The organism is Psychrobacter celer (assembly GCF_016107555.1).
Lineage (GTDB): Bacteria > Pseudomonadota > Gammaproteobacteria > Pseudomonadales > Moraxellaceae > Psychrobacter > Psychrobacter celer.
This window is the reverse complement of the sequence record NZ_JABASU010000001.1, coordinates 333,018-346,353: the sequence shown is the minus strand read 5'-3', so window position 1 is coordinate 346,353 and position 13,336 is coordinate 333,018. Positions and strand designations below refer to the sequence as shown.

Genomic DNA, 13,336 nt, shown 5'->3' with positions numbered 1-13,336 from the left:
TTATCTATCATGAAACACTGACTTGACTGAACAAGTCTAGTGAATAAGGAATGAATATATGACTGACTATAATATTGATAAAGACAATATCGACATCGATGTGTCAGCAGCAACGCCTGATACTGATGAACAAAATGTTGATAAAAACACTGCCGATAATGGCTCAGACAATCATTTGCCACTCTTGGCACTACGCGATGTAGTCGTCTATCCGCACATGCAAATTGCTCTATTTGTCGGTCGCGCACCCTCCGTTAAAGCCGTCGAATTGGCGCAGGCGGAGTACGGCAACAAAGTACTGGTCGTGGCACAAAAAGATTCACTCACCGAATACATTGATCAAGACAACTTGTATCAATACGGTACCGTGTGCCGCATCGTCAGCACCATGCCGCATGATAGCGATGAAAACTGCATCAAGGTGCTGATCGAAGGCCAATATCGTGCCCGCGTCGATGCTATAGAAAACCATGCAGACAGCCAAGACGACGTCTTGATGGCGACTTTTGAGCGTGCTGATCTCGATGTCAGTATGGATGAGAGCCAGCAAAAAAATACCATTCAAGCCTTAACCACGTTGTTTGAAGGCTATGCTGATGCTCGTCTGCGTAATGCGCGTGAGCTAACTCGCGTGGCCAAACGCATCGATGATTTGCTTGAACTGGTCTATTTCATCTCAACCCGCGTGTCAATGGATCTTGAGGTTAAGCAATCGTTTTTAGAAGAAGACGATATCAAAACCCATATCAATACCTTGACCGAATATCTCGTCAAGCAAAGCGCGGAACAAAACATCGAGCAAGATATTCAAGATGCCGTGCGTCAGCAAATGGAAGACAATCAGCGCGAGTACTTCTTAAACGAGAAGATGAAAGCCATAAAGAACGAGCTGTCAGAGATGAATGATGGCGCGTTCGATGGTGAAGATGATGTCGCTGAGCTAGAGCAGCGTCTAGAAGATGCTGACTTGCCAGAAGATGTGCGCAAAAAAGCAGAGCAAGAGCTGAAAAAGCTAAAAATGATGCCGCCTGCATCGAGTGAATCATCAGTGGTGCGCAACTATATTGAGTGGATTTTGGACACGCCGTGGAATGCGACGACCAAAGTTTCGATTAATTTAGACAAAGCCAAAACCGTCTTAGACGAAGATCATTACGGCTTGCAAGATGTCAAAGATCGCATCTTAGAATATCTCGCCGTACAATCACGAGTGAAAAAACTTCGTGGTCCGATTCTTTGTTTAGTCGGTCCTCCGGGTGTTGGTAAAACCTCGTTGGGTGAGTCGATTGCGCGCGCAACGGGTCGTAAGTTTGTACGTATGGCGCTTGGCGGCGTCCGTGATGAGGCGGAAATCCGTGGTCATCGCCGTACTTATATCGGTGCGATGCCGGGTAAAATCGTGCAGTCACTGGCGAAAGTAGAAGTCAAAAACCCGCTATTCTTACTAGATGAAATTGATAAAATGGCGCAAGACTTCCGTGGTGATCCAGCTTCAGCCTTGCTTGAAGTGCTAGATCCATCACAGAACGATACCTTTAACGACCATTATCTCGATATGGACTTAGATTTATCGCAAGTGATGTTTATCTGTACTGCCAACAGCATGGATATCCCGCCTGCCCTGCTTGACCGGATGGAAGTCATTCGTCTGCCGGGCTATACCGAAGAAGAAAAGGTCAATATTGCGCAGAAATACCTTGTACCAAAAGCGATTAAAAATAATGGCCTTAAAGAAGGTGAAATTGAGATTGTAGAAGCAGCACTGCACAGCATCGTGCGTAGCTATACGCGTGAAGCGGGTGTACGTAACCTTGAACGCGAAGTCAATAAGATCTGCCGCAAAGTGGTACGCGGTTCGGTCGAAAATCATGGCGCCCGCGCACCGAAAAAAGCAGAGCGTGAGCTGGTGGTGGTCGATGACAAAAACATCGATGATTATCTAGGCGTCCATCAGTACGACTACGGTCTGGCAGAAGAAGAGCCTGAAATCGGCCGCGTGACTGGTCTTGCGTGGACACAAGTGGGCGGTGAGCTACTTACTATCGAAGCGGTGGCGATGAAAGGCAAAGGTGAGCTGAGCTTTACAGGCTCACTCGGCGATGTGATGAAAGAATCGATCCGTGCGGCCATGAGTGTGGTGCGGGCGCGTGGCGACAGTCTAGGTATCGACTACGAAACCGTCAAAACCACTGATATCCACGTCCATATGCCAGAAGGCGCGACGCCAAAAGATGGGCCATCGGCTGGTGGTGCGCTAACCACAGCGCTAGTCTCTGCCTTAACTGGCATTGCCATTCGTCCAGATATTGCGATGACAGGCGAGATTACCTTGCGCGGCAAAATCCTACGTATCGGCGGTCTCAAAGAAAAGCTGCTGGCTGCGCATCGCGGTGGCATCAAGCATGTCTTGATTCCAGAAAGTAATGAGCGTGATTTGGCCGATATCCCTGATAAGGTCAAAGAAGGCTTGACTATTCAGCCAGTGGCGACAATTGATGAGATATTAAAAGTAGCGCTGGTCAGTATGCCAGTGCCACTCAAGCCTGCCAAAGTAACGGTCGATAAAACCTCTGGTAAAGCGCTGCATAACTAATCTGATTCGTTACTAATCCCATCTTACAAATTAAAGAGCCGCTCATCGTCATGATGGGCGGCTTTTTTGCCTCATGCTTTTTAAACCCATACGATACTTACATTTATTAACTGATTGTTGCGCATTTGATGAATAACTATACCTAATGCTTGGCTATACTGATTGCGACATTAAGCAATGCTTGAGCAATTAAGCAGTGTTTGAGGACAGTTTTTGAGTACAGTGTTTAAGTACTCAGAAAACATGAGTACTTTGAGAAAACAGTAGACATTCATCACAACGAATAAATATAAATGGAGAGAATAATGAATAAGTTAATGCTTAGTGGTGCGCTATTATGTGGTTCGGCTCTTGCCATGACTGGCTGTCAAACGGTCGAAGGTCAAATGAAAACAGGCAATCCTGTCAATCAGCCAGCACTAAAATCTACCATCAAAGCCGTCGCTGGTAATCAAAACGAGGTCGGACAAGTATTCTTACGTCCAGTAGATGGCGGCGTACAGGTATATGGTAAGCTGATGAACTTGCAGCCTGGTAAGACCGTATCGCTTCATATCCACGAGACAGGCAGCTGTGCCAATATGGGTAAAGCGGCAGGCGGTCACTTTAATCCAGACAACAAACCGCACTCAAACCCTGATGACATGAATGGCCATGCAGGCGACCTGCCCAACTTGACAGCAAACGAAGATGGTGTCGCTACCATCAACTACGTCAACAAAAAAATCTCTGCGGCAGAAGCTGGCAAATACAGTGTCAACCGCTTAGCCTTTATCGTGCATAGTGGGGTTGATGATTATACCAGTCAGCCTGCGGGTAATGCAGGTGACCGTGTGGCATGTGGTATCATCGAAAAGACCTAATCGCAGTAGTTCGGTCGTAAAACATAGCTGTTTGCTAATAAAAAACCTCTTAGATCATCTAAGAGGTTTTTTTATAGGCATTAACATCGCAAGGTATGATCGAATCCAAATAAATCAGATACGCGACTATTAGGTCGCTCACTGTATCGGTATCGAAGATTGGCTATCGTTTGGACTGGTATTGATTACTCCTCAACCCACTCGCCATTGCGCCAGTACACACCCCAACGCGTGGCTTTGCCGTTTTTTTCAGAGCCGATGTATTGCTCTTTTTTCTTACGTGACCAGCGCAGTATCGTTGGATTGCCATCTGGATCTTCATCTGGCCCGTCAAACAGATACTGGAATTTATCTTCCATCTTATCCTTGATAGGTCGCAGCTCAGCCAGCTTGGGCGCACGAGTTTCGCGCACTTTTGGAAACTTTGAGGCGGCGAGGAACATGCCTGCAGCGCCTTCACGCAAGATAAAATAGTCATCATGCTTGGTTGATTTGAGCTCTGGCAGATGAATCGGATCCATACGCGGCGGTGCAGCTTCACCGGTTTTTAGCACTTTGCGGGTGTTGTCGCACTGCTGACAGGCAAAGTAAGGGCCAAAGCGTCCGGTCTTTAGCTCCATTTGTCCATCGCACTTATCACAATCAATGGTTGGCGCATCTGAGCCTGGGACTTCAAACTTACCTTCTTCTAAGATATAACCGTCGCAGTCAGGATTGTTACCGCAGATATGCAGTTTCAGGCCGCCATCGACGATATAGCCGTTCATCGCTGTACCACATTTGGGGCAGCGTTTTTTCTCCATCAGGTCTTTGACTTCCGCCACTTCATCGGCCGCGTCGCTTTCATCAAGATTGGCAAAAGCTTCGACTGGCATCAAGTTTTTGGTGCCTTTGCAGCGCTCTTTTGGCGGTAAGTTATAACCGGTGCAGCCTAAGAACACCCCCGTCGAGCCGGTACGCAGCTGCATTGGACGCGAGCATATATCGCAGTGCACGTCTGGCACATCGGTCGGGTCATTGGGGCGCATGCCGTCTTTTTCTTTGGCGCGCTCGAGCGTCTTTTTAAAGTCGCCATAAAAGTTATCTAGCACATCTTTCCAGTCTTGATCGCCTTCTGCGACGTGATCTAGTTTGTCCTCTAACGCGGCAGTAAAGGTATAGTCCATTAAGTCTGGGAAGCTTGCGGTCAATCTATCGGTGACGATATCGCCCATTTTTTCGGCAAACAAGCGCTTGTTTTCAAGCTTGACATAGCCGCGGTCTTGAATGGTGGAGATGATAGAGGCATATGTCGATGGACGGCCGATGCCTTTTTTCTCCAGCTCTTTGACAAGGCTGGCCTCAGTATAGCGCGGTGGTGGCTTGGTAAAGTGCTGGCTTGGGTCGAGCTTATCTAGGGTCAACTGATCGCCTTTTTTGACATCAGGCAGTAGCGTATCGTCAGTCTTGGCAGGCGGCATGACTTTTGTATAGCCATCAAACACCATGGTACGGCCGCGGGCTTTTAGCTCGACATCGCTTGCCGCCACAAATAAATTCACCGATAGATACTTTGCTGGCAGCATCTGACAGGCGACGAACTGACGCCAAATCAGCTCGTACAGACGTATGGCATCGCGCTCAACGCCTTTGAGCTGGGTGGATTTCATATGGACATTAGATGGGCGAATCGCCTCATGCGCCTCTTGTGCACCTTGTTTGTTGCCATAGAAATTTGGTTTTTCTGGCACATATTTATCGCCATAGCTGTCTTCGATATAGCCACGCACAGCTGCCAAAGCATCACCAGACAAAAAAGTCGAGTCGGTACGCATATAGGTAATGTGCCCCGCCTCATACAGGCGCTGCGCCAAAATCATGGTCTTCTTCACTGAAAACCCTAAGCGTGTGCTGGCCGCTTGCTGCAAGGTCGAGGTGATAAACGGCGCACTCGGACGCGACTGCGTGGGTTTTTCTTCACGTTCTTTGACGATAAAATCGCTGGTTTTGAGTACGGCTAAGACTTTATCGGTCTGCTCTTTATTGACCAGCTTAAGCGTTTTACCGCCTTGTTTGGTCGCCTCTAGGCGAATCGAGCTTTGCTCAGCATCTGTCGGTTTTTTGGCATTACTAGCAGTAACGTGGGTATCGGCATGAATTTGCCAGTATTCCTCTGGAATAAAAGCGCGAATCTCATGCTCACGCTCGACCACCAAGCGCATCGCAACCGACTGCACACGGCCCGCCGACAGACCACGTGCGATTTTTTGCCATAGCAGCGGCGATACCATAAAGCCGACGACACGGTCTAAAAAGCGCCGCGCTTGCTGGGCATTGACACGGTCGATATCGAGCTTTGATGGCTCTTTAAACGCATTTTGAATGGCGGATTTGGTAATCTCATTAAAAACCACACGCTGGTATTTGCTATCAGGGCCGCCGATGACTTCTTTTAGATGCCAAGCGATGGCTTCCCCTTCTCTATCCATATCCGTGGCCAGATAAATTTTGTCAGCGTCTTTGGCCAGTGCTTTTAGCTCTTTGATGACTTTGGTTTTGTTTGGCAGCACTTCATAGACGGCCGCCCAGTCATGCTCTGGATCGACACCCATACGGCGCACCAGTGCTTGCTGCGCTTTTTCTTCTTTGCTCAGCGTCTCATCTTTTTTGGCAGCGGTTGTCTTTTTTGCACTTTTACTGGCACTAACGGGCAAATCACGGACATGACCGATACTTGAGCGTACGATAAAGTCATCACCAAGATATTTATTAATGGTTTTTGCTTTGGCGGGTGACTCGACAATCACCAACGACTTGCCTTTTTTTGGGTTATCGGTCGTGGATGCTGGAGTTTTTTTGGTTGTGGTTTTTGCCATATGTGACGACACCATAATATAAGTAGATGAAAAGTAGGTTTAAATTCAGCAGCATGGCAATTTATAGTAGCTAAGTATATTCGCTCAGCGATTTATTGTAGTAATGGCTGCCAATAAAAACGGTTATGAAACAAACACTAACCATAATACAAAGCGCAGGTTATAAGGACGTTACACTGCTAAGTATTAAGCTGTCAACTGCAAATGACTGAGAGTTTGCCAAAAGTGCTTGCATATTGCTATTAAATGGAGACGAAAAATTGCTTTACCAGCTTTAGGGATTTTTTTGCATTTGTCGCGCCCATTTGTCTAGGTTTGCCTTTAGGACTAATAGATCAGTCTCAATCATTTTTTGTTGATAGGCGGGGTTGGTTGCTGGACGCACATAGGCGATATCTTCCCAGTAAATCACGATGCTATTGGCTTTGGTCAACAGTCCTTTGATAAAAGGCTCGATGCTCGCAGGCAAGTCCAGCGGCGCTCTGTCCAAAGCAAAGTTGGCCGGTTTGATGACAGGCTTGCTATGAGTCGAGCGAATCGCACTTGGCACCACAAGCTTGCTGTCATCTACACTTGTATCGACAAAGCTCCTATCTGGTCGCCACTGTCCATCAATCACTTGATAGCGCGCATGGGGCAGCTGGATATCGTCCAGTATGAGGCAGTACTGCCCAAGCATGCCGCGGCCATACTCGTTGTCACGGCCTTTGATCCAATCAGGGCAACTGACCAGCTTTGGGTTGAGCTGCAAGCGGCGCGCAGTCATGCGCAGCTTATCCAAACGCTGATCGATACCGTTAGGCTTGAGCGCCATCATACTCCCTAACACAAATAGTACAATGATAACGCCGATCAATATTCCCATGATGGTGTGGCCTTTTGACTGAAAACAATGATATGAAAAATATAACGCTCACGACTGGCGGCTAAAAAGCGCGCGGATAGACACTTATAATGCGTATCAACGCCTAAAAATCAAGCAAGTCATACACAGTAGCCGCAAACGCTTGTAGCTCGCCTCCGTGCTATCACTCTTATGGATTCACTGGTATATCAATTACTTATCGATATATAAAAACACCAATACTCACAAGATACAAAAAGCTGGCGGCTCTAAAAGGTGCTATGATAAACCATAATTTTAAACGCGCGCAGGTTTATTATGAATTATCTTCTTCAGCAAAACTCATCGAGCACCGCGTCACGCCGCAAAGTCGCCACGCTAGCAAGCGATATACAAACCAGCCGACACGGTATACAAAAAAGCCGAGCAGGCCTGAGCTTGGCGATGATAGGTACGGCCGTGCTACTATTATCAGGCTGCGCCACGACCCAGAGCCTAACGCCGCAGCAGTGCCAAGCCAGCAACTGGCAGGAGGTCGGCTACGCAGATGGTATCCGTGGCCGTTCAGGAGCGTACTTTGGACACTATACCAATCAATGCGCAAGCGTCGGCGGTGCGATGCCCAATCGCATCCAATGGGAGCAAGGGCGCCAGCAAGGCCTAAAAACCTACTGCACCGAGCTCAACGCCTATAAGCTGGGCCGTGAAGGCTACGACTGGCAGCCTGTTTGTCCGTTGGAAGGCATTGAAAAGCTAGAAGAGGCCTACTCGCAAGGGCGCTACTATTATATTCGTCAGCGCGACCTCGACTATCTGCGCACGCCTTATCCATTCGGCTATGGATTTGGACGCTTTGACTATGGTTATCGTCCTTTTGGTTACGCTTGGTAATAGGGTCTACCAAACCCAAAATACAAAATAAAGGAAACCTCGCAAGGTTACCCGAGCGAGGCTGGAGAAAGCATTTATTATTTTGATTTTTCTTATTGTTGTTTTGGTGGTTTTTCTGTCGATCGGCGCCCTGCTACTTTTTACCAATCTGCTGCTATAACTGCCCGCTTACTCGCACTTTATACTGCCTACTTTATATAGGCTACTCATTGACAAAGGCTATCTTGGTCAGTCCTGCTTGGCTAGCGGCGGCCAGTACTTGTGCCACGGTATCATACTTGCTGTCTTTGTCAGCACGTAGCTGTACCGAAGGATCCTCGCCTGTTGCACTTTGCTCTTGTAGCTTTGCCTCTAGCGCGTCCATACTAATCGGATCGCTGTCCCAAAATATGCCCGCGTCTTTATCAATACTGATTTGAATGGCTTTTGGTGGCGGCTCAGTGACTGCTGCGCTGGTTTTTGGCAAGTCCAATGGTACCGTTGGATTGAGCACCGTCGCCGTCAATAAAAATATAATCATCAAGACCAGCATGATATCAATCAGCGGAATGAGGTTCATCTCATTCATACTCTGACTATCATCATCACCCAGTTGAAATGCCATAACTATCCTCAATACGTTTGGTTATTGATGCACCGTTTGTACTCGTTTGGCGCCCTGCTGCCCATTTATGTCCCAACAGCGACTAGCCCTGCGATGGCGCTGAGTTGCGATAGTGAGCGGTGTGCTGTGCGTCTTTTTGAGTGTCCTGCTGATCTTTTGCCACCTGTGCGGCGGGTACGGTACTTGGACGGTTATTGGTCGCTACCTGCTTAGCAGATGTCGCCAACAAATCATGGGCGCGGTCATTGGCATGGTACATCACTCGGCGATTGATACGCACCGAGAGGTTATAAAACACCACCGCTGGGATGGCAACCGCGATGCCAAGGCCTGTCATAATCAGCGCCTCACCGACAGGCCCTGCCACTTGTCCGAGTCCTGCCTGTCCGGTCATGCCGATATTGTGCAGCGCATGAAAGATGCCCCATACCGTCCCAAATAGCCCGATAAAGGGCGCAATCGCAGCGGTCGTGCCAAGGATAGGCAGGCCGCGCTCGCTGGCAAAGCGGTAGCGGCCGATATGCTTGAGCAATGTCTGCTCGGTGACTAGGCGACGCTGCGCGGCATCACAGCCGGCCAGCTCAGGCTGCTTAGCGGTAATCTGCTGACTCAAATCGTCCGCGACAGTAGCGGCCAGTTTTCGGCTTTGTAGTACGCGAATAATCCCCGTCACCCAAGAGACGACAGACAAGATAAGTAGCAAAAAAAACAAGGTTTTGGTCACCATGTCGCTGATTTGCCAGTAGTGCATAAAGTCCATGCCAGACTCCTTAATGTTTAATATCATCCTATGATAGCGCGGCGTATATCACAGCTCGCCTTATCATAAAGAATCATAAAATTATAAATATCTTTTAAAATTAATGAGATGAATTCAATAAAATGCGCGCTAAGGTACAGCGTAGCTAACTGTTAGTGTTACATTGCCCACCACGGGCACGCCGTTTTGTGTAAAGGGTGTAAACTTGCCAGAGCGAACTTGACGCTGCGCTGCTTTATCCACACTTGGATTGCCGGACGGCTGCGACACTCGTACACTATCAATGCCGCCTTGCTTGTTGACCCTCAACACCAACACCACATTAAACGTATCACCTGATTGAGCATTTCGAGCAGCACGCTTAGGAAAGCTCAATCTCGGCGGCGATGCCCAATCAGCATTACTGGCAGTAAAGTTCACTGGCGTATTGCTTGCTGCAGCTTTTGCTTTGGCTTGTGCCGCAGCCTCAGCAGCTTCTTTAGCCGCTTGCTCTTTAGCCGCTTTCTCTGCTGCCAATCTCTCAGCCTCTTGCGCTGCTGCTCTATCACGGGCTTCTTGCTCGGCCTTCTGCTGTTCTTGCTCTCTTATACGACGCTCCTCGGCTCTGCGATGCTCCTCAGCTATGCGTTGTTCATCAGCCGCTTGGGTATCGACTTTAGGCTCAGCTGCCGGTATTTTTGGCGCTTCTGTTTTAATGATATCAGGCTGCTTTTCTATTACTTTTTTAGGCGGCGTTGCTTTCTTCGGTGGCGTTGCTTTAGGCGGTTTTTCTTTGATAACCGGCTCTTTGATCGGTTTTGGTTGAGCCTTGAAGGTAGGCGCGGCTTTAGGTTTTGGCGGCGCTGGCTGCACTTTTGGCGCCTCTTGCTCTTCCACGGCGACAGGCTCTTTTTGCGGCAATGTCACAAGCTCTATCTCAATGGGCGGCGTTTGGATTTTTGCTTCTACTGGTTTTTCAGGCGCTTTCATCGCCACTAGCGCAGCGACAGTCAAGGCATGAAGGCCGACGACGACCACGGCAGCGGCGAGCGTCTGTTTGGGAGATGGCGCGTCTAAAATCGTTGAACTCATAACACTCTAATATTCAGTGACCGAGGTAGAATGATGTAGATGATAGTGCAAACGATAATTATTATCAATAATAAATTGTGTTAATTTTATTAGGCCAAGCCTAAATCAGTCGCACCCGATAAAATAACGTGCTTGTTTTATTTGTAATTGGCAATACGTTAATAAAAACCATTATCATTTATATTGATAATAAGTCTCAATTAATTTATCATGACCGATTATCTATCCGATAAGACCGCTTGAGTACACTTAACTTACAATATCAACATCAACGAGCGCTTGGATAGTGAATGTACGAATGATAATAATACCGCTGAGCATCGTCCTGCCTATCACCCTATGTGATACATCCTGGAAGACCAGCTCTTTTTTTTATATGAGCCGTGTGGTGACTATGATGGTTTTCAGACCGTCGTTGATGTTTTACAAGCTGATTACTTTGTCTATACACCGCTCACCCAGCTGATTTACCGAGTTATTTATGTCTACTACTGTATTATCCAACCGCCTCTCTAGCACTTTTTTTAAACGTCCCTTATGGACGGCGATGGCCACCGCCCTTGCCGCGACGATCAGCGTGGCAGGCTGCAGCTCTCCTGAGTCCAACGACTCAGAGCCTGCGGACGCTCAGACCGAAAACCCAACCGCTGACCATGCCGAAAACGTCGCCAATAACGATGCTGTCTCGACGCATACCGTTACTGTCGATACCGCCAGAGGGGATATCGATCTGGCAATGAATCCATCGCCATTGGTCGTCTATGACATGACCTTGCTACAGGATTTGGCGGCGCTGGATGTGGCTGTCGATGGGGCGCCAAGTGACCTGCCTTTAGACAACTTGCATTCAGAGACGCAGCCTGATCCTGAAGAGGTGGGTACTTTATTTGAGCCTGATCTTGAGGCCCTAAACGCCATGCAGCCACAAGCGATTTTAGTCGGTTCGCGTATGGCGGAAAAATACGATGAGCTCGCAAACATCGCGCCAACCTTAGATATGACTATCGATACGGCTAATATCTATGAGTCCAGCAAACAGCGCCTGCATGATTTAGGTGCACTATTTGGTAAAAGCGCGGAAGCGGCCAAATTACAAAACGATATCGACAGCCTAATCACAGAGGCCAAAGCTGTCACCAAAGACAGTGGCACCGGTCTGGTGGTGATGGTCAATGGCAATAAAATGTCTGTCTATGGCGCTGACTCACGCTATGGCTTTATTCATAATGTCGTCAATGTGCCGATCGCTGACGATCAAATCAAAGACGGTCGTCATGGTCAGCCGATCTCTTTTGAATATCTACAAAAGACCAACCCTGATTGGCTATTCGTCGTCGATCGTAGCGCCGCTATCGGTGAAGACAGCGTGGGTGCCAAAGCAGTCTTAGACAATCCGCTGGTCGCCCAAACCACCGCGTGGCAAAAAGACCAAGTGGTTTATCTAAGTCCAGATTCTTATCTCGCCTTTGGTGGTTATTATCAATGGATACAAGATCTGACCACGATAAAAAATGCGTTTGCAAGCGCAAAATAAACGCGGCAACCATACCAGCTATTTTTTGACCTATTATTTAATGAGCCAGTAGCCGTTATGTCGTTATTTTCATCGCGTGCCCAGGCCCGCGCCAATAGTCTTGAGGCCAGTCCCGCTTTGTCCACATCATCACCTTGGCAAAGCGGCAGCAAGGCTCTGAGCCACACGCGTCGGCATGCGGCCCTACCGCCATGGCTTATCAACACAGCCAGCCTCATCATGATGGGGCTTTTGGTGTTATTAAGCTTGTCCATTGGGGTGGCGGATTTTTCATGGTCTGGTATTTTTCATAGCCTCATCAACCATAGCGCCAACTCAGACAGCTCGCTGATGTTGGTGAGCCGGTTGCCGCGTACTATCGCTATCATTCTCACTGGTATCGCCATGGCGGTGGCAGGGATGATCATGCAAGTGGTGCTAAAAAACCGCTTTGTTGAGCCATCAATGGTAGGGGCCACCCAAAGCGCAGCACTGGGATTGCTGGTCGTTAGCCTGCTGTTCCCTGCCAGTGCGCTACTGGTCAAAATGGGTGTCGCTACTGTCTCAGCTGTGTTTGGCATGATGTTATTTATGCTCCTTATCCGCCGCATACCGCCGACAGATTATTTGATGATTCCGCTCATCGGTATCGTCTTTGGCGGTATCATCGAGGCGGTGACGACCTTTATTGCCTATCAGACCGAGACGTTACAGATGCTCAGTGTCTGGCAATTTGGTGACTTCTCTGGCGTTTTGGCAGGGCGTTATGAGCTGCTATGGCTAACGGGCGCGCTGTGCGTGCTGGCTTATATCATCGCTGATAAGCTAACCATCGTTGGGCTAGGCGATAATATCGCGCTAAACTTAGGCATTAGTAAGCGGCAGGTCACTTGGCTTGGCGTCGGTATGGTGGCGATGATGAGCGCGGTTGTGGTGGTCACAGTCGGGATGATTCCCTTTATTGGCTTAGTGGTGCCCAACATTGTTAGCCGTATTATGGGCGATAAGCTGCGCCGTAGCTTGCCAGCTGTCGCGCTACTGGGTGCATCGGCAGTATTGCTCTGCGATATCATCGGGCGCTCTATCCGCTACCCCTTTGAAGTGCCGGTCGCCACGGTGTTTGGTGTGGTCGGCACGGTGCTGTTTTTATGGTTGTTATTGCGCGCGCCTGCTGAGCGATAAGGCGTTTTGTAAGTAATAAGGCACCTCATAACAATGTAACGCATAATAACGCATCTGGCCATCAAGCAGCTGACTCACCACCATCGACCCTTTTCTTTATTTACTCGTCCTGTTGTCTGCTTAGATAAGCGTGGCGTTGTTACTATTACAGGTAGCATAG

The 13,336-nt window shown here is 48.5% G+C and carries 10 protein-coding genes; 5 read left to right on the top strand and 5 right to left on the bottom strand.

The annotated features are described in order from the left end of the window. Positions 1–217 precede the first annotated feature (217 nt). Complete coding sequence (gene lon, locus JFC05_RS01425; protein ID WP_420850542.1) at positions 218–2,593, top strand: endopeptidase La; 2,376 nt, start codon at positions 218–220, stop codon at positions 2,591–2,593. 305 nt (positions 2,594–2,898) lie between these two features. Next, on the top strand, positions 2,899–3,456 hold the full coding sequence (locus tag JFC05_RS01420) for a superoxide dismutase family protein (RefSeq protein WP_105243964.1): 558 nt from the start codon (positions 2,899–2,901) through the stop codon (positions 3,454–3,456). Positions 3,457–3,641: 185 nt separating this feature from the next. Here JFC05_RS01420 and topA read toward each other — a convergent pair whose 3' ends face one another. Together topA and JFC05_RS01410 are read right to left on the bottom strand one after the other, a co-directional pair. Continuing rightward, positions 3,642–6,311 carry a type I DNA topoisomerase gene (gene topA / locus JFC05_RS01415; protein ID WP_198335444.1) on the bottom strand — a complete coding sequence of 890 codons (2,670 nt, stop codon included), beginning with the start codon at positions 6,309–6,311 and terminating at the stop codon, positions 3,642–3,644. Between the two features lie 274 nt (positions 6,312–6,585). After that, positions 6,586–7,176 carry a hypothetical protein gene (locus JFC05_RS01410; protein ID WP_198335442.1) on the bottom strand — a complete coding sequence of 197 codons (591 nt, stop codon included), beginning with the start codon at positions 7,174–7,176 and terminating at the stop codon, positions 6,586–6,588. A gap of 297 nt (positions 7,177–7,473) precedes the next feature. Between JFC05_RS01410 and JFC05_RS01405 the strand changes: the two genes are divergently transcribed. Then, positions 7,474–8,046, top strand: coding sequence for a DUF2799 domain-containing protein (locus JFC05_RS01405; RefSeq protein ID WP_227697344.1), 573 nt, complete (start codon positions 7,474–7,476; stop codon positions 8,044–8,046). Between the two features lie 202 nt (positions 8,047–8,248). Here JFC05_RS01405 and JFC05_RS01400 read toward each other — a convergent pair whose 3' ends face one another. The 3 genes from JFC05_RS01400 to JFC05_RS01390 form a co-directional block, all read right to left on the bottom strand. Continuing rightward, the gene (locus JFC05_RS01400) at positions 8,249–8,650 is read right to left on the bottom strand and encodes an ExbD/TolR family protein (protein ID WP_105243967.1); all 402 of its coding nucleotides are present in this window, start codon (positions 8,648–8,650) and stop codon (positions 8,249–8,251) included. An 82-nt stretch (positions 8,651–8,732) separates the two neighbouring features. Then, positions 8,733–9,410, bottom strand: a complete 678-nt coding sequence (locus tag JFC05_RS01395; RefSeq protein ID WP_198335441.1) for a MotA/TolQ/ExbB proton channel family protein — start codon at positions 9,408–9,410, stop codon at positions 8,733–8,735. Between the two features lie 129 nt (positions 9,411–9,539). Further along, positions 9,540–10,481 (bottom strand): energy transducer TonB, encoded by a 942-nt coding sequence (locus JFC05_RS01390; protein WP_198335440.1) that lies wholly within the window; start codon positions 10,479–10,481, stop codon positions 9,540–9,542. Between the two features lie 481 nt (positions 10,482–10,962). Here JFC05_RS01390 and JFC05_RS01385 point away from each other — a divergent pair, with 481 nt between their 5' ends. Together JFC05_RS01385 and JFC05_RS01380 are read left to right on the top strand one after the other, a co-directional pair. Further along, positions 10,963–12,015 carry a siderophore ABC transporter substrate-binding protein gene (locus tag JFC05_RS01385; RefSeq protein ID WP_105243970.1) on the top strand — a complete coding sequence of 351 codons (1,053 nt, stop codon included), beginning with the start codon at positions 10,963–10,965 and terminating at the stop codon, positions 12,013–12,015. Between the two features lie 219 nt (positions 12,016–12,234). Continuing rightward, the gene (locus JFC05_RS01380) at positions 12,235–13,176 is read left to right on the top strand and encodes an ABC transporter permease (RefSeq protein WP_227697360.1); all 942 of its coding nucleotides are present in this window, start codon (positions 12,235–12,237) and stop codon (positions 13,174–13,176) included. Positions 13,177–13,336 lie beyond the last annotated feature (160 nt).

What these genes read in the sequence shown, in the direction of transcription:
- lon (WP_420850542.1), top strand. Translation starts at nt 218, where the DNA reads ATGCAAATTGCTCTATTTGTCGGTCGCGCACCCTCCGTTAAAGCCGTC.
- JFC05_RS01420 (WP_105243964.1), top strand. Translation starts at nt 2,899, where the DNA reads ATGAATAAGTTAATGCTTAGTGGTGCGCTATTATGTGGTTCGGCTCTT.
- topA (WP_198335444.1), bottom strand. Translation starts at nt 6,311, where the DNA reads ATGGCAAAAACCACAACCAAAAAAACTCCAGCATCCACGACCGATAAC.
- JFC05_RS01410 (WP_198335442.1), bottom strand. Translation starts at nt 7,176, where the DNA reads ATGGGAATATTGATCGGCGTTATCATTGTACTATTTGTGTTAGGGAGT.
- JFC05_RS01405 (WP_227697344.1), top strand. Translation starts at nt 7,474, where the DNA reads ATGAATTATCTTCTTCAGCAAAACTCATCGAGCACCGCGTCACGCCGC.
- JFC05_RS01400 (WP_105243967.1), bottom strand. Translation starts at nt 8,650, where the DNA reads ATGGCATTTCAACTGGGTGATGATGATAGTCAGAGTATGAATGAGATG.
- JFC05_RS01395 (WP_198335441.1), bottom strand. Translation starts at nt 9,410, where the DNA reads ATGGACTTTATGCACTACTGGCAAATCAGCGACATGGTGACCAAAACC.
- JFC05_RS01390 (WP_198335440.1), bottom strand. Translation starts at nt 10,481, where the DNA reads ATGAGTTCAACGATTTTAGACGCGCCATCTCCCAAACAGACGCTCGCC.
- JFC05_RS01385 (WP_105243970.1), top strand. Translation starts at nt 10,963, where the DNA reads ATGTCTACTACTGTATTATCCAACCGCCTCTCTAGCACTTTTTTTAAA.
- JFC05_RS01380 (WP_227697360.1), top strand. Translation starts at nt 12,235, where the DNA reads ATGATGGGGCTTTTGGTGTTATTAAGCTTGTCCATTGGGGTGGCGGAT.